Genomic DNA, 22,565 nt, shown 5'->3' with positions numbered 1-22,565 from the left:
AACTTCCCTCTCAGCCCAGCAGGACGTCGTCGTCGCCCAGCCGCTTCAGCTCGCGGTAGAGGATGGCGAGGCCGGTGACGATGGCGACGGCGGACACGGTGGCGTCGATCAGGACCAGCGTGTCCTGCTCGGCGCGGGCCTTCTTCAGCCGCTTGGCGACGCCGATCGCGCCGAACGCGGTCCCGGCCATGGACAGGTACGTGCCGGACTTGGACTTCTTGAAGCCCTTGGCCTTGGTCAGTGCACTCACAGCGACGGAGCCTCCTCGATCAGCGGATGGCCCCACTTTTCCACGAAGGCGGCCTCGACGGCGGCTCCCACCTTGTACAGGCGGTCGTCCTTCATGACGGGGGCGATGATCTGCAGGCCGACCGGGAGGTTGTCCTCCGGGGCGAGACCGCACGGCAGCGACATGGCCGCGTTGCCCGCCAGGTTGGTCGGGATGGTGCACAGGTCGGCGAGGTACATCGCCATCGGGTCGTCGGCGCGCTCGCCGATCGCGAAGGCGGTGGTCGGGGTCGTCGGGGAGACGATGACGTCGACCTGCTCGAACGCCTTGTCGAAGTCCTGCTTGATGAGTGTGCGGACCTTCTGGGCGCTGCCGTAGTACGCGTCGTAGTAGCCGCTCGACAGGGCGTACGTGCCGAGCATGATGCGGCGCTTGACCTCGGGGCCGAAGCCGGCCTCACGGGTGAGGGAGGTGACCTCCTCGGCGGAGTGCGTGCCGTCGTCGCCGGTCCGCCGGCCGTAGCGCAGGCCGTCGAAGCGGGCGAGGTTGGAGGAGCACTCGGACGGCGCGATCAGGTAGTACGCCGACAGCGCGAGGTCGAAGGACGGGCAGTCCAGCTCGACGATCTCGGCGCCCAGTTCCTTCAGCAGCGCGACGGACTCGTCGAACCGCTGGATGACGCCGGCCTGGTAGCCCTCGCCGCGGAACTGCTTGACGACGCCGACGCGCATGCCGTCGACGCTGCCGTTGCGGGCGGCCTCGACGACCGCCGGGACGGGCTCGTCGATGGAGGTCGAGTCGAGCGGGTCGTGCCCGGCGATGACCTCGTGCAGCAGGGCCGCGTCCAGGACCGTGCGGGCGCAGGGCCCGCCCTGGTCGAGGGAGGAGGAGAAGGCGACCATGCCGTAGCGGGACACCGCGCCGTACGTCGGCTTCACACCGACCGTGCCGGTGACGGAGGCCGGCTGGCGGATGGAGCCGCCGGTGTCGGTGCCGATGGCGAGCGGGGCCTGGAAGGAGGCGAGCGCGGCGGAGGAACCGCCACCGGAGCCGCCGGGGATCTTGGTGAGGTCCCAGGGGTTGCCGGTCGGGCCGTAGGCGCTGTTCTCGGTGGAGGACCCCATGGCGAACTCGTCCATGTTGGTCTTGCCGAGGATGACGACGTCGGCGGCCTTCAGACGCTGGGTGAGCGTCGCGTCGTACGGCGGGATCCAGCCCTCGAGGATCTTCGAACCGACGGTGGTCGGGATCCCCTCGGTGGTGAAGATGTCCTTGAGCGCCAGGGGAACGCCGGCCAGCGGGCCGAGCTTCTCCCCCTTGGCGCGCTTCTCGTCGACGGCACGGGCCTGGGCAAGGGCGCCCTCGCGGTCGACGTGCAGGAAGGCGTGCACCTTCTCGTCGACGGCCTCGATGCGGGCGAGGTGGGCCTCGGTGACCTGGACGGCCGTGAGCTCGCCGGAGGCGATCTTCGCGGCGGTCTCGGCGGCCGTGAGCTTGATGATGTCCGTCATGACTTCTTAGTCCTCCCCCAGGATCTGCGGCACCTTGAAACGCTGCTGCTCCTGGGCCGGGGCGCCGGAGAGCGCCTGCTCGGGGGTGAGCGACGGACGGACCTCGTCCACGCGCATGACGTTCGTCAGCGGGAGCGGGTGCGAGGTCGGCGGTACGTCTTGGTCGGCGACCTCGCTGACGCGGGCGACCGCGCCGATGATGTCGTCCAGCTGTCCCGCGAAGTGGTCGAGCTCTTCGGGCTTCAGCTCCAGACGCGCCAGCCGGGCGAGGTGGGCGACCTCCTCGCGCGTGATGCCAGGCATGCAGCGATCCTCTGGGGTGGTGAGTGAGTGTGGTGTGGCCCAATCCTATGGGTCGGGGGGCCATGCCCGTGAAACGGTTTCGCGGGCAGCCGCGCCCCGGCCTCGCCAGGGCGCTTCAGGTACGGAACCTAGCCGACCCGGCCCGAGTCGTCCGCCGTCGCCGCCGGAAGGGCGGCGCGGGGCCGCTGCCAGCCGCGGGAGCCCCGGGCGCGGAGCCAGGCCGTCGTCTCGTCGGGGGGCATCGCGGCGGCGACCAGCCAGCCCTGGACGGCGTCGCAGCCGAGGTCGCGCAGCCGCTCCCAGGTCTCGTCGTCCTCGACGCCCTCGGCGACGACGAGCAGGCCGAGGGAGTGCGCGAGGTCGACGGTGCAGCGCACGATCTCCGCGTCCTCGGTGTCGACCGCGAGCCGCGCCACGAACGAGCGGTCGATCTTCAGTTCGCTGACCGGGAGCCGGCGCAGGTGCACGAGCGAGGAGTAGCCCGTGCCGAAGTCGTCCAGGGACATCTTCACGCCGTGCCCGGTCAGAGCGTTGAGGGTGTCGGCCGCGCGCTGCGGGTCCTCCAGGAGGACGTGTTCCGTGATCTCCAGTTGGAGCGCTCCCGCGGGCACTCCGTGCCGGGCCAGCCGGGCGGCGACGGAGCCAGCGAAGCCGGCGCTGTGCACATCACGCGGGGAGACGTTCACCGCGACCGGGACGAACAGGCCCTGGGAGCGCCAGCGCGCGACCTGGCCGAGCGCGGCCTCCAGGACGTACTCGGTGAGGTGGGGCATCAGGCCCGAGGACTCGGCGATCGCTATGAACTCGTCCGGCGGCACCTTGCCCCGCTCGGGGTGCACCCAGCGGACCAGGGCCTCCAGGCCCACGACCTGTCCGTCGAAGCGGACCTTCGGCTGGTAGTGCAGATGCACCTCGCCCGCTTCGAGGGCGCGGCGCAGATCGCCAAGCAGGCCGAGCCGGTCGGGGGTGTTCGAGTCGCGCTTGGACTCGTAGACCTCCACGCCCGTACGGTCCCGCTTCGCCTGGTACATCGCCACGTCGGCCCGCCGCAGCAGTCCTTCGGCGTCCAGGGCGTGGTCGGGGAAGACGGCGACTCCGGCGCTCGCCTCCAGGACGAGGGTGAGGCCGTCCAGGTCGAGGGGGGAGCTGAGCGCGGCGACCAGGCTCCGGGCGACCCGGGTCGCGGACGTCGTGGAGTCGGCGACGGGCAGTAAGACGGCGAATTCGTCCCCGCCGAGCCGGGCGGCCTCGGCCCCGCGCGGCAGCGCCACCCGCAGCCGGTCGGCGATCTGCAGCAGCAGCCGGTCACCGGCGAGATGACCCAGCGTGTCGTTGACCGACCGGAAGCGGTCGAGGTCGATCAGCATCAGGGCGGCGCGGGCGTCGATCCGTTCGGCGTCGTCCAGCGCGGTCCAGATGCGCTCCAGCAGCCACTGGCGGTTGGGCAGCCCGGTGAGCGGGTCGCGCAGCTGCTCCTCGGCGCGGGCCCGGGCTATCCACAGGGTGGAGTCCAGGGCGATGAGGGGGATGGAGAACAGGGGCAGCAGGATCGGCTTGGCCACGGCCACCACGCAGACCAGCGGCGCGATCCCCAGCAGTGCGACCGCGACCAGGCCTTGTCTGACCAGGGCGGTACGGGCGACCGTGGGCAGCCCTGGGCGCGGGGCGTGCAGATACCAGAGCAGGACGCGGGTGACCATCAGGTAGGCGGCGGCGACCAGGGCCACCTGGGGTGCGGTGGCGAGCGTCCAGGCGTCGGGCCGCGCGGGCGACTCGACGGACGGCACGGTCCCGAACACGGCGAGCACCAGGGCGCCGGCGCCGATGCCGAGGAGGTCGACCGCCCCGTGCAGCACGCCCTGGCGCCAGCGGTTGCGGCGGGCCACGCCGACCAGCACGACGACCGTGAGGCTGACCATGCCGGCCGGTACCCAGCCGTAGAGCAGCAGCACGGCGAGGGTGAGGGCGGCGCCCGAGCCGGTGCCGCCCCACCAGCGGGAGCGGCCGAGCATGACGAGGTGGCCGACGATGATGCCGGTCAGCACGGCCAGCGCCCAGCCGGCCGTGCCGGACGGGAACAGCGCGTGGCCGCCGGTGAAGGCGCGGTAGAAGCCGGCGCCCAGGACGAACCCGGCCGCCGCGACGACCGCCGCGGGCAGCGCGGGCCAGGACTGGTGCCGTTCGCCGTCCGTGTCCTCGCCGGTCAGTCCGGGGGTGTGCTCGGTGACCGGCTGTGCGGCGCCGCGGCCGTCCGCCGCGGCGCGCCCCCCGACGGCACGCCCGTCCGCGGTGTACTGTCCGACGGCGCGCACCTCCACACCCGGACGCCCCGCCGGCCGTCCGGCCCCACGCACTGCGCGCCATACGACCGCCAGGCGGCTGAGGCGCAGCCGTGAGCCCGGCACGGCGCTCTCGGTCGGTTCCATTCCCGTCCCTCTCACAGCCGGCGGTGCCCACGCCCCGCGGCCCGGTGCCCGACAACCCTCGACGGCCCGCGTTGGAAACCCTTCCCCGCGCTCTGTGCGAGCACGAAGATGCCCCGACCGCAGCTGGGCACGGCAGGCGCACATCTCAACAGTAGGCCGCAGAAGGCTTTTACGGGCAGCGGTCGCGGACGGTTGCCCGAATGCGCCCCGGCCACCCGTATGCATCTGGTATGCGCCGAACGGGTGGCCTTCAACCGCTACTCCTCGGCCGAAAGCGCGACTTCGGCCGCGGCGTCGGGTCCCTGCTCCAGCAGGACTCCGAAACCCTCCTCGTTCAGGACCGGCACCTTCATCTGCATCGCCTTGTCGTACTTCGATCCTGGGCTGTCACCCACAACGACGAATGACGTCTTCTTCGAAACCGATCCGGTCACCTTCGCACCGCGGGTCTGCAGCGCCTCCTTGGCGCCGTCCCGCGTGAAGTGTTCGAGGGTGCCGGTCACGACGACGGTGAGTCCTTCGAGCGGACGCGGCCCCTCGTCCTCGCCCGTGCTCTCCTCCTCCATGCGGACACCGGAGGCCGCCCACTTACGGATGATTTCGCGGTGCCAGTCCTCGGCGAACCACTCCTTGACTGCGGCGGCGACGATCGGGCCGACGCCGTCCGTGTTCTTCAGCTCCTCCTCCGAGGCCTGGTCGATGCGCTCGATCGAGCGGAACTCCCTGGCCAGCGCCTCGGCCGCGACCGGTCCGACGTGACGGATCGACAGGCCGGTGAGGATGCGGGCGAGCGGGCGCTGCTTGGCCGCCGCGATGTTCTCCAGCATGGCGAGCGCGTTCTTGCGGGGGTTGCCCTCCTGGTTGGCGAAGATCGTGGCGACCTTCTCCTCGCCGGTCTTCGGGTCGCGCTTGGGCAGGCCGCTGTCCGAGTCGAGGACGTACGCCTTGATGGGCAGCAGCCGGTCGATGGTGAGGTCGAACAAGTCGCCCTCGTCGGCCAGCGGCGGGGCCTTCGGCTCCAGCGGCGCGGTGAGGGCCGCCGCCGCCACATAGCCGAAGTGCTCGATGTCCAGTGACTTGCGGCCCGCGAGGTAGAACAGGCGCTCGCGCAACTGGGCCGGGCAGGTGCGGGCGTTCGGGCAGCGCAGGTCGACGTCGCCCTCCTTCATCGGCCGCAGCGCCGTACCGCACTCGGGGCACTCGCCCGGCATCACGAACTCCTGTTCGCTGCCGTCGCGCAGGTCGGCGACCGGCCCGAGGATCTCGGGGATGACGTCACCGGCCTTGCGCAGCACCACGGTGTCGCCGATGAGGACGCCCTTGGCCTTGACGACGTCCTGGTTGTGCAGCGTGGCGAACTCGACCTCGGATCCCGCGACCGTCACCGGCTCGACCTGGGCGTACGGCGTGACCCGGCCCGTGCGGCCCACGCCCACGCGGATGTTGATGAGCTTGGTGTTGACCTCCTCCGGCGCGTACTTGTACGCGATGGCCCAGCGCGGCGCGCGCGAGGTGGAGCCGAGGCGGCCCTGGAGGGGGATCTGGTCGAGCTTGACGACGACGCCGTCGATCTCCCACTCCACGGAGTGGCGGTTCTCGCCGAAGTACGCGATGAACTCCCGGATGCCGTCGAGGCCGTCGACCACGCGGTTGTGGCCGGAAACGGGCAGGCCCCAGGTCTTCAGAAGGTCGTAGGCCTGGGAGAGACGGGTCAGGCCGGTGAAGCCCTCCAGGGCGCCGATGCCGTGGACCACCATGTGCAGGGGGCGGGTGGCGGTGACGCGCGGGTCCTTCTGGCGCAGTGAACCGGCGGCCGCGTTGCGCGGGTTGGCGAAGGGCTTGTCGCCGGCCTCGACCAGCCGGGCGTTGAGTTCCTGGAACTTCTCCATCGGGAAGTAGACCTCGCCGCGGATCTCCACGAGGTCGGGGACGGAGTCGCCCTTGAGGCGCTCCGGGATCTCCGCGATCGTCCGGACGTTCGGCGTGATGTCCTCGCCGGTGCGGCCGTCGCCGCGGGTCGCCGCGCGGGTGAGGCGGCCGTGCTCGTAGGTGAGGTTCACGGCGAGGCCGTCGACCTTCGTCTCGCACAGGAAGTGGTAGTCCTGCTCGCCCAGTTCGCGGGCGATGCGCTCCGTCCAGGCGGCCATCTCCTCGTCGTTGAACGTGTTGTCGAGGGAGAGCATGCGCTGGCGGTGCTCGACCGCCGTGAACTCCGTCTCGTACGACCCGGAGACCTTCTGGGTCGGCGAGTCCGGCGTGCGCAGCTCCGGATGCCGCTCCTCCAGCGCCTCCAGGGAACGCAGCAGTTCGTCGAACTCCGCGTCGCTGACGACGGGAGCGTCCTTCACGTAGTACCGGAAGCGGTGCTCCTCGATCTGCTCAGCGAGGCGCGCGTGCTTCTCCCGTGCCTCGGCGGGCACCGTCGTCGTCTCCGCTTGCTTGTCCCCGGCCACCGTGTCGTCCTCCCGTTACTCTGGGTTGTCCGCGAGAGATCTCGCCGCCCGGACGCAGTGGGCAAGAGCCGTGCGCGCGTAACCCGGGGAGGCCCCCGCGAGTCCGCACGCCGGGGTGACCGTGACCGCCTCCGCGAGAAGCCCCGGTGACAGCCCCAGCCTGCGCCACAGCGTCCTGACACCCATGACGCTACCGGCAGGGTCTGACAATGGACCCTCCGTGCCCGGGACGACACCGGCGAAGAGCCGGGTCCCGGCCTCCACCGCCTCGCCGATCGTGTCGTCGTCACGCTCGGTGAGCAGGGAGAAGTCGAAGGAGACGGCCGCCGCGCCCGCCCGGCGGAGCAGGGCGAACGGGACGTCCGGTGCGCAGGAGTGGACGACGACCGGGCCGTCGTGCACCCCCATGGCGTCGCGGAGCGTGGCCTCGACGATCTGCCGGTCGACGGCCCGGTGGGTGCGGTAGCCGCTGGCGGACTTCACCTGGCCGCGGAGCACGGCCGTGAGGGAGGGCTCGTCGAGCTGGAGGACGATCCGCGCGCCGGGGATCCGCCGCTGTACCTCCGCGAGATGCAGGCGCAGTCCCTCGCCGAGGGAGGCGGCGAGGTCGCGGCAGGCTCCGGGGTCGGAGAGGGCGACCTCGCCGCCCCGCAGCTCCAGGTTGGCGGCGAGGGTCCAGGGCCCGACGGCCTGGACCTTCAGCGGGCCCTCGTACTCCTGTGTGAACTCCTCCAGCGCATCGAGGTCCTCGCCGAGCCAGGAGCGGGCCCGTTTGGTGTCCCGCCCCGGCCGGTCACCGAGCCGCCAGCCGCTGGGCTCCACGCGCGCGTACAGCTCGACGAGCAGGCCTGCGGTCCGCCCGATCATGTCCGCTCCCGGTCCCCGGGCGGGCAGTTCGGGCAGGTAGGGGAAGTCCTCGAAGGTTCCGGTGGCGGTCTTGGCGGCCTCGCGGGCGTCGCCGCCGGGCATGGACCCCACGCCTGTGGCGGCACCGAACCTGAACTGGCTGTTTTCACTCACCGGAGAAGCCTACGCAGCGAACGCTGCGGGGTCAGTTCCCCGGTCGCACCGTCAGGTCGTTGACCTCGGCGTCCCTCGGCAGGTCCAGGGCCGTCAGGATCGTCGTGGCGACGGACTCCGGGTCGATCCACTTGGCGGCGTCGTACTCCTTGCCCTCCTGCTGGTGGACCTTGGCCTGCATGGGGCTGGCCGTGCGGCCGGGGTAGACCGAGGTGACACGGACGCCGCCCGCGTGCTCCTCGTGGCGCAGAGAGTCGGCGAGGGCCTTCAGACCGTGCTTGGAGGCGGCGTACGCGGACCAGCCGGCGTGGGCGTTGAGGCCGGCGCCGGAGTTGACGAAAACCACGTGGCCCCGGGCGGCGCGCAGCTGGGGCAGGAAGTGCCGGGTCAGCTCGGCGGGGGCGACGAGGTTGACGTTGAGCTGGTGCCGCCAGGTCTTCGGGGTGAGGTCGCCGACCGGCCCGAGGTCGACGACCCCGGCGATGTGCAGCAGCGAGTCCACGCGCTCGGGCAGCGACTGGTGGGAGAAGGCCCAGGAGAGCTTGTCGGGGTCGGCCAGGTCGCCGACGAGGGTCTTCGCCCCGGGGAACTCGGCCGCCAGTTCCTTCGCCCGGCCCGCGTCGCGCGCGTGCAGCACGAGGTCGTCCCCGCGCGCGTGCAGACGGCGGGCCACGGCCGCGCCGATGCCGGAGCCCGCTCCGGTGATCACATGAGTAGCCATGTCCGCCATGCTCGCATCAGCGCAAGGCCCCTGGGTCACGCGATGCCGCGGCTCTCCTCCAGGTACGCCAGGGCGCCCACCGGCTCCTCCGCGAAGAAGACCAGGTCGGTGAGCGGGCGGGGCAGGAAGCCCTCGGCCTCCATGCGGCGGAACTGCTCCTTCAGGCCGTCGTAGAAGCCCGCGGTGTTGAGCAGGACGACCGGCTTGTCCGTGTGGCCGTGCTTCTTCAGTTCCAGGATCTCGGTCGCCTCGTCGAGCGTGCCCGTGCCGCCGACCATGACGACCACGGCGTCGGCCTTCTCCAGGAGGAGCCTCTTGCGCTCGGCGAGGTCCTTGGCGACGACCATCTCGTCGACGCCCGGGCGGGCCTTCGCCGAGAGGAACTGCACGGAGACGCCGGCGAGCCGGCCGCCCGCCTCCTGGACCCCGTCGGCGACCACCTTCATGAGGCCGACGTCCGAGCCGCCCCACACCAGGGTGTGACCGCCCTTGCCCAGCAGGGTCGCGAATTCACGTGCGGGGCGGGTGTAGCGCTCGTCGAGTTCGGCGGCGGAGAGGAAGACACAGATGTTCATGAGCCCACCGTACGGGCACGGTCGGGGGCCGCGGTGACCCGCATTTTGGACTGCCGGTGCGGGAGTTCCTCCCAGTCGTCCATGAACCGGGCCTCCAGGCCGTGCCGCGCGGCGAGTTCGGTCAGCGTCCGGGTCCGGTAGTAGAAATCCTCGTGCAGTACCTGGTGCTCCTCGCCCTCGGTGCGGTCGAACGTGAAGTCGAAGAAGCCTCCGGGTGCGAGGATCCGGCCGACGTGGGCGAAGCACTCCTCTATGACGTGCAGCGGCGAGTGCGAGAAGACGCTGTGCGCGTGCACGACGTCGAAGTGCGCGTCGGGCAGGAAGGCGAAGGTGAGGTCGTCGGCGAGCGCGAGGTAGGGCAGTTTGGGCTGGAGGCCCTCGGACACGAGGGTGTCCTGGGCGGCGAGCAGGATGTGCGGCGAGATGTCGATGCCGTAGTAGTGGCCGGCGTCGAGGTGGTCGATGAACAGGCGTCCGGCGCGCAGGTTGCCGCAGCCGATCTCCAGCATCCGGTGCTCCGGCCGGAGTCCGTGCCCCACCAGATAGTCGAACTGCATGCGCCCGATCCGCGTCCACGCCTCGCGCGAGGGGTTGTGCCCCACCGCCGCCTCCGCGCTGCGTGCCGCGTCGGAGGCCATGACGGCACGGTAGTAGGAGATGTGGTCGCGATAGCGCAGCCGCAGCCAGGCGTCCCGCACCGTGCGCCGGGCGTGCGCGGGCACGCGCCCCGGGTGGCGCAGGGCGTACCTGACCTGATGGGCGAGGGTGCTGCGGTTTCCGGCCGGTTCCGTTGCTCGCATGGGGGCCTCCTGCGGCGAGGGAAGAACTCCGCTACAGCGTGCGCTGTAACGAGGGACTCGGCTACCCAAGGAGGGCGATCGTGACCACAGGGCATCGCATCACCATCGAGCGGAGCGGACGGCACGTGCGCGTGGTGCGCGGCGAACAGGTCCTGGCGGAGAGCGACCGGGCGCTGGTCCTGCGGGAGACGGGCTGTCCCGAGCGGTTCTACATCCCGGCCGAGGACGTACGCCTTGACCTGCTGACGCCGTCCGGCTCCCGGACGTACTGCCCGTTCAAGGGCACCGCCTCCTACTGGTCGCTGCCGGACGCGGCGGACCTCGTGTGGGCGTATCCGGATCCCAAGCCGGATGTCGCGGAGATCAAGGACCACCTGTGCTTCTACGAGGCGGAAGTGATGTGATCGGTTGACGCACGGCCCGCCTCACCGATGAACACCCTGCCGTGCGGCAGTCTGCGTGAGCATGGACAAGAAGATCCTTTCGCGCGACGGCACCCGCATCGCCTACGAGAGCACCGGACAGGGTCCCGCGGTCGTTCTGGTGAGCGGCGCGATGTCGACGGGCGGCACCCTGGCGCCGCTGGCCGTGTCGCTGTCGGAGCGTTTCCAGGCCGTCGTGTACGACCGCCGGGGCCGCGGTGCCAGCGGGGACACCGCGCCGTACGCCGTGGAGCGTGAGCTCGAGGACCTGGCGGCGGTGATCGAGGCGGTGGGCGGCGAGGCGCTCCTGTACGGCATCTCGTCGGGCGGGGCGCTGGCCCTGGAGGCGGCGGCGAGCGGACTGCCGGTGCGGCGCGTCGCGGTGTACGAGACGCCGTTCGCGATGACCGAGGAGGGCGCCGAGGAGCGCGCGGAGTACACCGGGCGGCTGACGGAGGCGCTCGCCGAGGGACGGCGCGGGGACGCGGTCGAGCTGTTCCTGCGGCTGGCCGGCCTGGCCGAGGGGATGATCCAGGGCGCCCGCCAGTCCCCCATGTGGGCCGGCATGGAGGCGATCGCCGCGAGCCTCGCCTACGACGACGCCGTCATGCGCGACGGCCGGGTCCCCCGCAACCGGCTGGCCGCGGTCGGCGTTCCCGTGCTGGCGGTCGCGGGCGACGCGAGCCCCGCCTGGCTGCGTGAGGCGGCCCGGGCGATCGCGGACTCGGTCCCCACGGGCACGTACCGCACGCTCCAGGGCCAGACGCACATGGTCGAGCCGAATGTGCTGGCGCCGGTGCTGACGGACTTCTTCCTGCAGGGCTGACGGGCCCGGCGTCAGGCCACGCCCGCCGTCGCCCGGGTCGTCGAGGCGATCGTCGCCGAGCCCACCACGCGCGTGCCGTCGTACAGCACGATCGCCTGGCCGGGGGCGACGCCGCGGACCGGCTCGGTGAAGGTGACCTCCAAGGAGCCGTCGACGAGTTCGGCGCGCACCTCGGTCTCGCCACCGTGGGCGCGGAGCTGGGCCGTGTAGGTGCCGGGGCAGGTGGGGGCGGCGCCGCACCAGCGGGGCTTGATCGCGGTCAGGGCGCTGACGTCCAGCGCGGCGGCCGGGCCGACCGTGACGGTGTTGTCCACCGGGGAGATGTCGAGGACGTAGCGCGGCTTGCCGTCGGGGGCCGGGGTGCCGATGCGCAGGCCCTTGCGCTGGCCGATGGTGAAGCCGTACGCGCCCTCGTGCGAGCCGATCCGGTTGCCGGACTCGTCGACGATGTCGCCCTCGGACCTGCCGAGCCGGTCCGCCAGGAAGCCCTGGGTGTCGCCGTCGGCGATGAAGCAGATGTCGTGCGAGTCGGGCTTCTTGGCCACCGCCAGGTCCCGGCGCTCGGCCTCCGCGCGGATCTCGTCCTTCGTGGTGACGGTGTCGCCGAGCGGGAAGAGGGCGTGGGCGAGCTGCCGGTCGTCCAGCACGCCCAGGACGTACGACTGGTCCTTGGCCATGTCGGAGGCGCGGTGCAGCTCACGGGTGCCGTCGGCGAGCGTGACGACCTTGGCGTAGTGGCCGGTGCACACCGCGTCGAAGCCCAGCGCGAGCGCCTTGTCGAGGAGGGCGGCGAACTTGATCTTCTCGTTGCAGCGCAGGCAGGGGTTGGGGGTGCGGCCGGCCTCGTACTCGGCGACGAAGTCCTCGACCACGTCCTCGCGGAAGCGGTCGGCGAGGTCCCACACGTAGAAGGGGATCCCGATGACGTCCGCGGCGCGGCGGGCGTCGCGCGAGTCCTCGATGGTGCAGCAGCCTCGCGCGCCCGTCCGGAAGGATTGGGGGTTGGCGGAGAGCGCGAGGTGGACGCCGGTCACATCGTGGCCCGCCTCGGCCGCGCGGGCGGCGGCGACGGCGGAGTCGACTCCGCCGGACATGGCGGCCAGGACGCGGAGGGGACGGGAGCGCTGCGGGATTTCAGTCATAGCCCCTCCAGGGTACGGGGCTGCGGGAACCAGGGCTCACGAGTATCCGTTGACGATCACATGGGACAGCGGAAGGCTTCGAAGGACGGCGACCGGAAGGTCGGGCGTCGCGCGCTGCTGATCGGCGGGGCGGCAGCAGCGGCGGGCACGGCCGTGCTGGCCCGGGACGAGCTCGCGCGCCTGTGGTGGCGGACTCCCGGCGTCGAGAAGCCGCGCAAGGCGGGCGAGGTCGACTACACGGGTGCCCGCTGGGTGGCGGCGTCGGAGTCGAACTGGCGCCGGGCGGACCGCCCCGACGACTTCGGCATAGACATGGTGATCGTCCATGTCACGCAAGGCAGCTTCGACAGCGCGGTGAAGGCCTTCCAGGACCCGGGACACAAGGCGGCCACGCACTACATCGTCCGCCAGGACGGGCACGTCACGCAGATGATCCGCGAGCTGGACGTCGCGTACCACGCGGGCAACCGCGACTACAACGAACGCAGTGTCGGCATCGAGCACGAGGGCTTCGTGGACCGCCCACAGGACCTCACGGACGAGATGTACGAGGCCTCCGCCCGCCTCACGGCCCGCATCTGCGCGCGCTACGACCTACCCGTCGACCGCGAGCACATCATCGGCCACGTGGAGGTCCCGGGCACGGACCACACGGATCCGGGGCCGCACTGGGACTGGGACAAGTACATGCGGCTGGTGCGGGAGGCCCGTACGGGGAGGGCCTGACGGGCGAGCGGCGGTCAGCGGCGGTGCATCCGTTCGAGCCGCTCCGTCGCGACGGCGACGGCGTCCTGGAGTTCCCGCGCGACGGACCCCTGCCTGCGCGAGCGCTCGTACAGGGCACTGGCGCTCAGTCCTGCCGGAAGGAGCTCGCCGACCTCGGGTAATTCGATGTCACGGTACTCACCGGCGAGACGGATGACGTCGCCGAGCACCTTGCCCAGCCTCTTCCGCCTGAGCACCGCCCCTTCGAACACATCGACCTTCTCCTGGACGAACTCCAGGTCCTTGGCGGTCGTGGGCCGGGCGTCCAGCTGACGGAGCCGGGTGAAGAGCTCGGTCAGCGCCGCCAGCGGACCTGCGAGGTCCTGACGGCGCTGCTTGAGCTTGCGCAGGACGAGATTGACCACCAGAGCGAGAAGCCCGAGGCCCGCCGTGACGACGGCGGTGAGATACACGGGCGCGGCAGCGGCAGCGGCTTCGGTCAGCGCGTGCGAAGGCATGGCAGGTTCCGTTCCCAAGGGCAGGCGATGTCCCGCAGCGGGGGACTGTGCGCGACCCGTGAGAAACGTGCGCGCAAAGCTCACGTTAACGTCGCGAACACCGAGACCTCGTCGGCAGAAGTGCACAATCTGCGACCCGGAAAACTATGCCGGTCGCACAGAAGCCTCTGACGCACTCTTGGGAGCCGGTTCGGTGGCGCAGATCGGACGTATCGCGCTGAAGCCCAGGTCATCAGCCCTTCGGGGTTCTCGCCTGCGAGGTCGCTCGCGAAAAGCGGGGGCAAGCGTTCCGCGTGCGAAACACAGGCGTTCCAGCCATGTGATTCGTCAAGCGATTCAACGTGCGTTTCGGTATGCTCCGAGAAACGGAAACGGTAGGTGACCAGCGTGTCCGAGGATCAGGGGAACGCGTTGTTCGACGCGGTCGACGCCCTGCTGGCAGAGGCCTCGCCGTCGGACGGGCTGCCCGAGCCCGCCGAGCGCAAGCGTCTGCGTGAGGCCGGCAGTCTCAGTCAGGAGCGCGTGGCCGACGCGCTGGGGGTCCGCAGGGAGGCCGTGAGCGCGTGGGAGGCGGGCCGCTCAGATCCCCGCCCGCCTCAACGGGCCGCGTACATCCGGCTGCTGAAAGGCCTCGCGGCCAAGTTCCCGCCGCCGCAGAGCATCGCGCCCCAGCAGTCCGTGCTCCGCGCCATCACGGCTCCGGCCCCCACCGCACCCTCGGCACCGGGGAGCGCGCACAAGCCACCGCGGACCGCGTCCGACTGACCCGTCCTACGTCAGCCCCGCCGCCCGCGCCCGTTCCACCGCCGGGCCGATGGCCTTCGCGAGGGCCTTGATGTCGGACTCGGTGGAGGTGTGGCCGAGGGAGAAGCGGAGGGTGCCGCGGGCGAGGTCGGGGTCGGTGCCGGTGGCGAGGAGGACGTGGCTGGGCTGGGCGACACCGGCGGTGCAGGCGGAGCCCGTGGAGCATTCGATGCCCTGGGCGTCGAGCAGGAGGAGGAGGGAGTCGCCCTCGCAGCCGGGGAAGGTGAAGTGCGCGTTGGCGGGGAGGCGGCCCTCCGGCGCCGGGTCGCCGCCGAGGATCGCGTCCGGCACGGCCGAGCGGACCGCGGTGACCAGGGCGTCGCGCAGGGCGCCGACCTCGCGGGCGAAGCACTCGCGCTGCTCGGCGGCCAGCCGCCCGGCGACCGCGAAGGAGGCGATGGCGGGCACGTCGAGGGTGCCGGAGCGCACATGGCGTTCCTGGCCGCCGCCGTGCAGGACCGGCACGGGGGCGTACTCGCGGCCGAGGAGCAGCGCGCCGATGCCGTAGGGGCCGCCGATCTTGTGGCCGGACACCGTCATCGCGGCGAGGCCGGAGGAGGCGAAGTCCACGGGGATCTGGCCGAAGGCCTGGACGGCGTCCGAGTGCAGGGGGACACCGAACTCGGCGGCCACATCGGCGAGTTCGCGGATCGGCAGGATGGTCCCGATCTCGTTGTTCGCCCACATGACGGTGGCGAGGGCCACGTCGTCGGGGTCGCGGGCGATCGCCTCGCGCAGGGCGTCCGGGTGGACGCGGCCGTGCGCGTCGACCGGCAGATACTCGACTGTGGCGCCCTCGTGTTCGCCGAGCCAGTGGACGGCGTCGAGGACGGCATGGTGCTCGACGGGGCTGGCGAGGACGCGGGTGCGGGCCGGGTCGGCGTCGCGGCGCGACCAGTACAGACCCTTGACTGCGAGGTTGTCGGCCTCCGTGCCGCCCGAGGTGAAGACGACCTCGCTGGGGCGGGCGCCGAGGGCTTCGGCGAGGGTCTCGCGAGCCTCCTCGACGGTACGGCGGGCCTGCCTGCCGGATGCGTGGAGGGAGGAGGCGTTGCCGGTGGCACCCAGGTGCGCGGTGAGCGCCTCTGCCGCCTCCGGAAGCATCGGGGTGGTCGCGGCGTGGTCGAGGTAAGCCATGGTGAGCCCGATTCTACGGCTCTGCTTCCACGGGCCTCAGAGCAAGGTTGGCCGAACGTGAACCGCTTTCCCGCGCGGCTGCCGCCCGTCGTCCACGGGCCCGGCCGCGCCGTGCCGGCGCACGGACGTCCGACGGCGGCTCAGAAGCTCCAGGAGACCGTGCTGTCGAACTCCATGAACGCCGCCAGGACCAGCAGGTCGGCGATGCCCAGACCCAGACCCAGGTAGGCACGGCCGGGGCGCTTGGTGCCGCGCCACAGGGCGATGCTCGCGAGCACGATGGCGATCGGGCCGAGGAAGAGGTTGAGGACGAGCAGGCCGAGGAGGCCGAGGATGAAGGACGCGACGGCCATACCGTCGGTGTCGCGGATACCGGTGCGGCGCGTGGCCGGAGCGGTGAGCTGCATGATGATCGACTCCCTGTCGGATCGGCGGGACGGTGGTCAGTGGGCCTGCGTGTGGCGCCGGCGGCTGTGGCGCTCGCGGATCGCGAAGATGCCGAGCCAGGCGGCGATGACCACGCCGGCAGCGACGGAGAAGGTGAGCGGCGCGTGGGCCACGGTGCCCAGCACGACTCCCAGCAGCAGGAGTGCGGCAACGATGAACAGCATGGGAAAAGCCCCCAGGGTTTCGGTGAACGGTTGTGGTTACAGTTGTTCACTGACTTCCCAGTCTAGCGTCTCTCATGACTTTCCAATTCCAGAGAACAGTTGTTAACTGCATGGTATGAGTCACACTCTCGGCATCCGGCAGGCCCAGAAACAGAAGACCCGGCAGGCACTCCTGGACGCCGCCCTGGGACTGCTGGAGGAGCAGAGCCTGAGCAGCCTGGGGCTGCGCGAGGTCACACGCGCCGTCGGCGTCGCCCCGACGGCCTTCTACCGGCACTTCCGTTCCACGGCGGATCTGGGCGTGGCCCTGGTCGAGGAGGCGCTCGGAAGCCTGCACCCGATGATCCGGACGACGGTGTCCGCGACCGGCGACCACGAGGAGCGCGTCACGCGCGCCATCGAGCTGATCGCCCGTCACGTCGACGCGTACCCCGCGCATGTCCGGTTCATCGCCCGTGAACGGCATGGCGGAGTGCAGCCGGTACGGGAGGCGATACGGGAGCAACTGGCCCGTTTCGCCCAGGAGGTCAAGGACGAGCTGGCCAAGGACGCGGTCGCCGAGGGCTGGACCGAGGACGACCTGCTGATGCTCGCACACCTCTACGTCGACCAGATGCTGATCACGGCGTCGCTCTTCCTGGAGGCACTGGAGGGCCCGGAGAAGGAGCGTGCGCAGCGGACCCGGCACGTCACGCAGGTGGCGACCCGCCAGATGCGGCTGATCGGCCTGGGCCGCCACCACTGGCTGGACTGACACCCCGCGCACAACGCGCCGGGGCGGCACGCCCGTTCACCGAGCACGCCGCCCCTGCCGCATTCCGGAGGGCCCCGGCCGGGGCCCTCCGCCGTCTCTGCCTACGCAGCCTCTACGCCTACTGCTCCTGCTCCTTCTGCGCCTGCGGGGTCTGCCCCTGCCCTCCCGAGGCCTGACCACCACCGCCCGGCCCGCCACAGCCGCCGCCCTGGCCGCCACCCTGAGCACCGCCCGGCGCGCCACTGGGCGCACCCGAAGGCGCCCCGGACGGCGCGCCCGAAGGCACACCCGACGGCTTCGCGCCAGCGGAAGGAGCGCCCGACGGCGCACCGGAAGGGGCGCCCGACGGAGCCCCGGAGGGAGCCCCCGACGGCGCCTGGCAGGCCTGCTGCTGTCCCGAGCCGCCACTGTTCGAGGACGACGAGGAGTCACCCGAGCCGCAGGCCACCAGGGCGAGGGGCGAAAACGCCAGCAGGGCCACGGCAGGGAGAAGACGAGCACGCTTCATGAGAGACAGCTCCAGGGAAAGGTGAGGAAGTCCTGAGGCCAGCACTCAACCAACGCCGCTCAGGACTCTCCTCGGGACGCCCTGTGAGCCGCCTGTCAGTGAGGCAAAGTTCAGCCGAGCCGGACCCGGGCCAGCTGCCGGGACTGGGCGACCAGGCGACCGGCGCTGTCCCAGACCTCGGCGTCCTCCTCCAGGAAACCGCCGGCGAGGTTGCGCGTGGTGATCGAGACGCGCAGGGGGCCCGGTGCCGGGCGGCAGCGGACGTGCACGGTCAGCTCGACGGTGGGGACCCAGCCCTTGAGCCCGATCTCGAAGGCGGTGGGCGGCAGGGCGTCCACCGCGAGCAGCAGGGAGAGCGGATCGTGGTCGCGGCCGTCCGCGAGCCCGAACCAGGCACGCATCTCGCCCTTGCCGGACGGCTGCCCGAGGGCCCAGCCCAGCGTCGACGGGTCCAGCTTGAGCATCAGCCGGTCGGCGATGGCCGAGCTGCCGTCGACCGGGGCGGGGCCGTCCTCCGGGCCGAAGCAGTGCTCCATCGGCGGGATCGCGGGCGGCTCGGCCGTCGTACGGACGTCGTCGGGCAGGGCGTCCAGGTCGCCGTAGGAGGCGAGGACGCGGATGCGTTCGACCTCGCGGCCCTCGTCGTCGTACTGGAAGAGGGAGGCCTGGCCGGTCGACAGGGTGCGGCCGGTGCGGACGACGTCCGTACGGACGACCGCCGGTCCCGGCTGGGACGCGGTCAGGTAGTGCGCCGAGACGGTGAACGGGTCGGCATGCGGCAGAGCGTCCGCGAGCGCGCGGCCCAGGACGGCCAGCAGGTAGCCGCCGTTGACGGCGCTGATGATCGTCCAGCCGGCGGAGAGGTCGATGTCGTAGACGCCGGGCGCGCGGGGGGTGAGCGCGGTGTCGCGGTCGAACTCACTGTCGCCGATCATGGCCCGGACGTCCGGGGCGGTGGCTGCTTCTGGCATGGCTGAACAGTACAAGAACCAGCTACTAAGCGGTAGCTTTCTTCTCACGGCAGGAGGGGCTGCTCCTCCTCGCTCACCGTCGACCGCCGGTGCCACGCCCGCGGAGCTCGCCAGTGGTATCGCATCGCGAGCAGCCGCAGGACGAAGGCGGTGATCACCGCGAGTGCGCTGGTCAGCGGGGACAGGACGTCGTAGTGGATGCACAGCACGATCATCGTGGCGCCGACGATCGCCGGGACCGCGTAGAGGTCGCGGTCCCAGCGCAGCAGCGAGGGCACCTCGTTGGCGAGCACGTCCCGCAGCACGCCCCCGCCCACCGCGGTCGCCATCCCCAGACAGGCCGAGGCGGTCAGGCCGAGACCGTACTCGTACGCCTTCGTCGTCCCGGCGACGCAGAACAGTCCGAGGCCGGCCGCGTCGAAGACGTTCACGGCGACCTGGATGCGCTCCACATGGGGGTGCAGGAAGAAGACGAGGAGGGTGGCGAGCAGCGGGGTGAGGAAGTACCCCAGGTCCGAGAAGGCGGCGGGCGGTACGGCCCCGATGACCAGGTCACGGAAGAGACCGCCGCCCAGCGCGGTGACCTCGGCGAGGACGGCCATGCCGAACACGTCGAAGTTCTTCCGGACGGCCAGCAGGGCGCCGGAGATCGCGAAGACGAAGATGCCGATCAGCTCGAGCGAGTGCTGGACGGACGGGGTGAAGAGTTCCTGGAGCACCCGAACATTTTTACCCACGGCCGAGCCCCCGCCCCCAGGTGCGGGGGCGGGGGCTCGGGCGGAGTCACTTCTCCACAGGTGAGGCGTTGTTCTCCGCGGCCTCGTGGGCCGAGGTCAGCAGCTTGGTGTCCTGCGGCTGCTGGTCCTCGAAGTTCTCCGGATGGTGGCAGGCGACGCGCTGCCCGGCCCGCAGCTCCTTGAGCGGCGGCTCGGTCGTCTTGCAGATCTCGGTCGCCTTCCAGCACCGGGTGTGGAAGCGGCAGCCGCTCGGCGGGGCGATCGGCGAGGGCACGTCGCCCCGCAGCAGGATGCGCCCGCTCTTGGCGCCCCGGCGCTTGGGATCCGGTACCGGCACGGCCGACAGCAGCGCCTTGGAGTAGGGGTGCATAGGCGACTTGTACAGCTGGTCGCGCTCGGCCAGCTCGACGATCTTGCCGAGGTACATCACCGCGATCCGGTCCGAGACGTGCCGGACGACGGACAGGTCGTGCGCGATGATCACATACGTCAGGCCCAGTTCCTCCTGGAGGTCGTCCAGCAGGTTCACCACCTGCGCCTGGATCGACACGTCCAGCGCGGAGACCGGCTCGTCCGCCACGACGAGCTTGGGGTTGAGGGCGAGCGCGCGGGCGATGCCGATGCGCTGGCGCTGGCCGCCGGAGAACTCGTGCGGATAGCGGTTGTAGTGCTCGGGGTTGAGGCCGACCACCGACAGCAGCCGCTGGACCTCCTTCTTCACCCCGCCCTCGGGCTCGACGCCCTGGAGCTTGAAGGGAGCGCCGACGATCGTGCCGATCGTGTGCCGGGGGTTCAGCGAGGAGTACGGGTCCTGGAAGATCATCTGTACGTCACGGCGCATCGGGCGCAGATCGCCCGTGCCGAGGTGCGTGATGTCCTTGCCCTCGAACTCGACCGAGCCGCCGGTCGGTTCGAGCAGCCGGGTGATCAGCCGGCCCATGGTGGACTTGCCGCAGCCCGACTCGCCCACGACACCGAGCGTCTCGCCCTTGCGGACCTCGAAGTCGATGCCGTCGACGGCGCGCACCGCGCCGGTCTGCCGCTGGAGCAGGCCCTTGCGGATCGGGAAGTGCTTCTGCAGGCCGGTCACCTTCAGCAGGATCTCGCCGTCGGCGGCGGAGTCCTTGGTGAGGGTGGCCCCGCTGGTGTCCGGTTTCTTCACCGGTTCGCTGTCTTTGCTCACCGTTTTGTCGTCGCTCACAGCTTCGGCGCAATCTCTTCGGTCCAGATCCGCTCCCGCTGCTCCTGGGTCATGTGGCAGGCGGCCCAGTGCCCGCCGCCGACCTCGGTCAGCTCGGGGCGGACCGTGCGGGTGACGTTGTCCTTCGGGAGGTCCGCGTACGGGCAGCGCGGGTTGAAGGCGCAGCCGGACGGGAGGTTGATGAGGGAGGGCGGCGCGCCCTTGATCGGGATGAGCCGGTCCGTCTCCTCCCGGTCCATACGCGGCATCGAGCCGAGCAGACCCCAGGTGTAGGGGTGCCGGGGCTCGGAGAACACGTCCTCGGCGGAACCGCGCTCCACGCACCGGCCGCCGTACATGACCAGCAGGTCGTCGGCCATCTCGGCGACCACACCCAGGTCGTGGGTGATCATGATGACCGCCGAGCCGAACTCCTTCTGCAGATCATGGATCAGATCGAGGATCTGCGCCTGCACGGTGACGTCCAGGGCGGTGGTCGGCTCGTCGGCGATGAGCAGCTCGGGGTTGTTCACCAGCGCCATGGCGATCATCGCGCGCTGGCGCATACCGCCGGAGAACTCGTGCGGGTAGCCGTCCACGCGCTTGGCGGGCTCGGGGATGCCGACCCGGTCGAGCATGTCGATCGCCCGCTGCTTGGCGGCCTTCTTGCTGACGTCGTGGTGGACCCGGTACGCCTCGACGATCTGCTGCCCGACCGAGTAGTAGGGGTGCATCGCCGACAGCGGGTCCTGGAAGATCATGGCCATCTTCCGGCCGCGCAGCCGCCGCACCTCGTCGGGGTCGGCCGCGATCAGCTCCTTGCCGTCCAGCCACACCTCGCCGGAGACCTTGGCTCGCGCCGAGCGGTGCAGGCCCATCAGCCCGAGGGAGGTGACGGACTTGCCGGAGCCGGACTCGCCCACGATGCCCAGGGTCTTGCCCTTGCGGACATCGAAGCTGACGCCGTCCACCGACCTGACCAGACCGTCGTCCGTGTCGAAGTGGACGCGCAGATCCCGTACGGACAGGAACACGTCGTCCGCGGTGGACGGGGCGACGGGGTCCGGTTCGCCGAGCGCGGCTTTGTCGAGCTTGCTCACGAGTACCTCACCCGGGGGTCGATGGCGGCGTTCACCAGGTCGACGATCAGATTGCAGAAGACGATGAAGAACGCGGCGACCATGGTGACACCCATGATGATGGGCAGGTCGTTCTGCTGGATGGACTGGATGGCGTAGGCGCCGATGCCCGGCAGCGAGAAGACCGTCTCGGTGAGCACCGCGCTGCCGACCAGCAGACCGAAGTCCATACCGAAGATCGTGACGATCGGGGTCAGCGCGGAGCGCAGGCCGTGCTTGGCGACGACCGTGCTCTCCTTCAGTCCCTTGGCCCTGGCCGTTCTGATGTAGTCCTCGCTCATCGTCTCCAGCATGCCCGCCCGGGTGAGCCGGGCGTACAGAGCGGAGAAGAGGAAGGCGAGACTGACCCAGGGCAGGATCAGGTGCCAGGCCCATTCCGCGGGGTTCTCGGTGAAGGGGAAGTACTCGACGCTGTCCCAGACGGGGATCTCGTAGACGAAGAGCGCGAGCAGGATCTGGCCGGTGAAGAAGATCGGCAGCGAGACGCCGGAGAGGGCGATGAACATGACGGTGCGGTCGATCGGCTTGCCCTTGCGCAGCGCGGAGATCACACCGGTCGTCACACCGAAGATCAGCCAGATCACCGCGGCACCGACGGCCAGCGAGAAGGAGACCGGGATCCGTTCCTGGAGCTCGGGCCACACCTCGACGTGGTTCTTGAACGAGTACCCGAAGCAGGGTGCGCTGCAGTGCGTCGCGTCGGGACCGAACTTGTAGTCGGCGCCGATCACGATGCCCTTGATGAAGTCCCAGTACTGGACGTAGACCGGCTGGTCCAGGCCGAGGTTCTGCTTGATCGCGGCGACGGACTCGGGGTTCGCGTCCTTGCCGACGTACTGGGTGGCCAACTGGTCGGCCGTCTGGCCCCCGAGGCGGGGCACCAGGAAGAAGATGGCGAAGGTGACTGCGCTGACCACCAGCAGCAACAGCACCGCGCCCATGACGCGTCGGAGGATGTACGCAGCCACAGCTGTACGGCCCCGGGGGGGGGGGGGGGGGGGGGGGGGGGGGGGGGGGGGGGGGGGGGGGGGGGGGGGGGGGGGGGGGGGGGGGGGGGGGGGGGGGGGGGGGGG

Annotated in this window: 24 protein-coding genes; 5 read left to right on the top strand and 19 right to left on the bottom strand. The window is 71.0% G+C overall.

Annotated elements, in window-relative coordinates; translation table 11 throughout:
• Positions 1 to 10: 10 nt before the first annotated feature.
• The 9 genes from ACZ6I3_RS27840 to ACZ6I3_RS27800 all read right to left on the bottom strand — a co-directional run bounded on the left by ACZ6I3_RS27840 (position 11) and on the right by ACZ6I3_RS27800 (position 10,038).
• Positions 11 to 250 (bottom strand): hypothetical protein, encoded by a 240-nt coding sequence (locus tag ACZ6I3_RS27840; protein WP_215118383.1) that lies wholly within the window; start codon positions 248 to 250, stop codon positions 11 to 13.
• Positions 247 to 1,740 carry an Asp-tRNA(Asn)/Glu-tRNA(Gln) amidotransferase subunit GatA gene (gene gatA, locus ACZ6I3_RS27835; protein WP_469418295.1) on the bottom strand — a complete coding sequence of 498 codons (1,494 nt, stop codon included), beginning with the start codon at positions 1,738 to 1,740 and terminating at the stop codon, positions 247 to 249. Before gatA ends, ACZ6I3_RS27840 begins: the two co-directional genes overlap by 4 nt.
• 6 nt (positions 1,741 to 1,746) lie before the next feature.
• A complete protein-coding gene (gatC, locus tag ACZ6I3_RS27830) occupies positions 1,747 to 2,043 on the bottom strand; it encodes an Asp-tRNA(Asn)/Glu-tRNA(Gln) amidotransferase subunit GatC (protein ID WP_095936815.1) in 297 nt (98 codons plus the stop codon).
• A gap of 128 nt (positions 2,044 to 2,171) precedes the next feature.
• The gene (locus ACZ6I3_RS27825; protein ID WP_469418293.1) at positions 2,172 to 4,469 is read right to left on the bottom strand and encodes a putative bifunctional diguanylate cyclase/phosphodiesterase; all 2,298 of its coding nucleotides are present in this window, start codon (positions 4,467 to 4,469) and stop codon (positions 2,172 to 2,174) included.
• A 257-nt stretch (positions 4,470 to 4,726) separates the two neighbouring features.
• Positions 4,727 to 6,922 (bottom strand): NAD-dependent DNA ligase LigA, encoded by a 2,196-nt coding sequence (gene ligA / locus ACZ6I3_RS27820; protein ID WP_469418292.1) that lies wholly within the window; start codon positions 6,920 to 6,922, stop codon positions 4,727 to 4,729.
• A 15-nt stretch (positions 6,923 to 6,937) separates the two neighbouring features.
• Positions 6,938 to 7,942, bottom strand: coding sequence for a methionine synthase (locus ACZ6I3_RS27815; protein WP_469418291.1), 1,005 nt, complete (start codon positions 7,940 to 7,942; stop codon positions 6,938 to 6,940).
• A 31-nt stretch (positions 7,943 to 7,973) separates the two neighbouring features.
• Positions 7,974 to 8,672: an SDR family oxidoreductase gene (locus ACZ6I3_RS27810; RefSeq protein WP_469418290.1), complete on the bottom strand. Its 699-nt coding sequence runs from the start codon at positions 8,670 to 8,672 to the stop codon at positions 7,974 to 7,976.
• 26 nt (positions 8,673 to 8,698) lie between these two features.
• On the bottom strand, positions 8,699 to 9,238 hold the full coding sequence (locus tag ACZ6I3_RS27805) for an LOG family protein (RefSeq protein WP_469418289.1): 540 nt from the start codon (positions 9,236 to 9,238) through the stop codon (positions 8,699 to 8,701).
• A complete protein-coding gene (locus tag ACZ6I3_RS27800) occupies positions 9,235 to 10,038 on the bottom strand; it encodes a class I SAM-dependent methyltransferase (RefSeq protein WP_469418287.1) in 804 nt (267 codons plus the stop codon). The genes ACZ6I3_RS27805 and ACZ6I3_RS27800 overlap by 4 nt, the downstream gene beginning before the upstream one ends.
• A gap of 80 nt (positions 10,039 to 10,118) precedes the next feature.
• On the opposite strand from ACZ6I3_RS27800, the gene ACZ6I3_RS27795 reads away from it, so the two are divergent.
• Together ACZ6I3_RS27795 and ACZ6I3_RS27790 are read left to right on the top strand one after the other, a co-directional pair.
• Positions 10,119 to 10,442 carry a DUF427 domain-containing protein gene (locus ACZ6I3_RS27795; RefSeq protein WP_469418285.1) on the top strand — a complete coding sequence of 108 codons (324 nt, stop codon included), beginning with the start codon at positions 10,119 to 10,121 and terminating at the stop codon, positions 10,440 to 10,442.
• Positions 10,443 to 10,503: 61 nt separating this feature from the next.
• On the top strand, positions 10,504 to 11,286 hold the full coding sequence (locus tag ACZ6I3_RS27790; protein WP_469418283.1) for an alpha/beta fold hydrolase: 783 nt from the start codon (positions 10,504 to 10,506) through the stop codon (positions 11,284 to 11,286).
• Positions 11,287 to 11,297: 11 nt separating this feature from the next.
• Here ACZ6I3_RS27790 and mnmA read toward each other — a convergent pair whose 3' ends face one another.
• Positions 11,298 to 12,428 (bottom strand): tRNA 2-thiouridine(34) synthase MnmA, encoded by a 1,131-nt coding sequence (mnmA, locus tag ACZ6I3_RS27785; protein ID WP_469418282.1) that lies wholly within the window; start codon positions 12,426 to 12,428, stop codon positions 11,298 to 11,300.
• A 60-nt stretch (positions 12,429 to 12,488) separates the two neighbouring features.
• Here mnmA and ACZ6I3_RS27780 point away from each other — a divergent pair, with 60 nt between their 5' ends.
• A complete protein-coding gene (locus ACZ6I3_RS27780) occupies positions 12,489 to 13,154 on the top strand; it encodes an N-acetylmuramoyl-L-alanine amidase (protein ID WP_469418280.1) in 666 nt (221 codons plus the stop codon).
• 14 nt (positions 13,155 to 13,168) lie between these two features.
• Here the strand turns inward: ACZ6I3_RS27780 and ACZ6I3_RS27775 are convergent, their stop codons facing one another.
• A complete protein-coding gene (locus tag ACZ6I3_RS27775) occupies positions 13,169 to 13,651 on the bottom strand; it encodes a hypothetical protein (RefSeq protein ID WP_469418278.1) in 483 nt (160 codons plus the stop codon).
• A gap of 387 nt (positions 13,652 to 14,038) precedes the next feature.
• Here ACZ6I3_RS27775 and ACZ6I3_RS27770 point away from each other — a divergent pair, with 387 nt between their 5' ends.
• Positions 14,039 to 14,416, top strand: a complete 378-nt coding sequence (locus ACZ6I3_RS27770) for a helix-turn-helix transcriptional regulator (RefSeq protein ID WP_468194810.1) — start codon at positions 14,039 to 14,041, stop codon at positions 14,414 to 14,416.
• A 6-nt stretch (positions 14,417 to 14,422) separates the two neighbouring features.
• Here the strand turns inward: ACZ6I3_RS27770 and ACZ6I3_RS27765 are convergent, their stop codons facing one another.
• The 3 genes from ACZ6I3_RS27765 to ACZ6I3_RS27755 all read right to left on the bottom strand — a co-directional run bounded on the left by ACZ6I3_RS27765 (position 14,423) and on the right by ACZ6I3_RS27755 (position 16,203).
• Positions 14,423 to 15,592, bottom strand: coding sequence for a cysteine desulfurase family protein (locus ACZ6I3_RS27765; protein WP_469418277.1), 1,170 nt, complete (start codon positions 15,590 to 15,592; stop codon positions 14,423 to 14,425).
• 140 nt (positions 15,593 to 15,732) lie between these two features.
• On the bottom strand, positions 15,733 to 15,999 hold the full coding sequence (locus ACZ6I3_RS27760; RefSeq protein WP_469418276.1) for a DUF4190 domain-containing protein: 267 nt from the start codon (positions 15,997 to 15,999) through the stop codon (positions 15,733 to 15,735).
• Positions 16,000 to 16,035: 36 nt separating this feature from the next.
• A complete protein-coding gene (locus ACZ6I3_RS27755) occupies positions 16,036 to 16,203 on the bottom strand; it encodes a hypothetical protein (protein WP_184598666.1) in 168 nt (55 codons plus the stop codon).
• A 115-nt stretch (positions 16,204 to 16,318) separates the two neighbouring features.
• Between ACZ6I3_RS27755 and ACZ6I3_RS27750 the strand changes: the two genes are divergently transcribed.
• A complete protein-coding gene (locus ACZ6I3_RS27750) occupies positions 16,319 to 16,957 on the top strand; it encodes a TetR family transcriptional regulator (RefSeq protein ID WP_469418275.1) in 639 nt (212 codons plus the stop codon).
• 618 nt (positions 16,958 to 17,575) lie between these two features.
• Here the strand turns inward: ACZ6I3_RS27750 and ACZ6I3_RS27745 are convergent.
• From ACZ6I3_RS27745 to ACZ6I3_RS27725, 5 genes are all read right to left on the bottom strand, one after another.
• Positions 17,576 to 18,436 carry a thioesterase family protein gene (locus tag ACZ6I3_RS27745; protein ID WP_469418272.1) on the bottom strand — a complete coding sequence of 287 codons (861 nt, stop codon included), beginning with the start codon at positions 18,434 to 18,436 and terminating at the stop codon, positions 17,576 to 17,578.
• A 44-nt stretch (positions 18,437 to 18,480) separates the two neighbouring features.
• Positions 18,481 to 19,155, bottom strand: a complete 675-nt coding sequence (locus ACZ6I3_RS27740) for a trimeric intracellular cation channel family protein (protein ID WP_469418271.1) — start codon at positions 19,153 to 19,155, stop codon at positions 18,481 to 18,483.
• Positions 19,156 to 19,219: 64 nt separating this feature from the next.
• Positions 19,220 to 20,374, bottom strand: a complete 1,155-nt coding sequence (locus ACZ6I3_RS27735; RefSeq protein WP_469418270.1) for an ABC transporter ATP-binding protein — start codon at positions 20,372 to 20,374, stop codon at positions 19,220 to 19,222.
• Entirely contained in the window at positions 20,371 to 21,453 is a 1,083-nt protein-coding gene (locus tag ACZ6I3_RS27730) for an ABC transporter ATP-binding protein (RefSeq protein WP_469418268.1), read from the bottom strand. The genes ACZ6I3_RS27735 and ACZ6I3_RS27730 overlap by 4 nt, the downstream gene beginning before the upstream one ends.
• Positions 21,450 to 22,460 (bottom strand): ABC transporter permease, encoded by a 1,011-nt coding sequence (locus ACZ6I3_RS27725; protein ID WP_469418266.1) that lies wholly within the window; start codon positions 22,458 to 22,460, stop codon positions 21,450 to 21,452. Before ACZ6I3_RS27725 ends, ACZ6I3_RS27730 begins: the two co-directional genes overlap by 4 nt.
• Positions 22,461 to 22,565 lie beyond the last annotated feature (105 nt).

The organism is Streptomyces sp. NPDC041940 (assembly GCF_055589465.1).
Note: the sequence above shows the minus strand (reverse complement) of the source record. Positions and strands in the feature narration are given on the sequence as shown.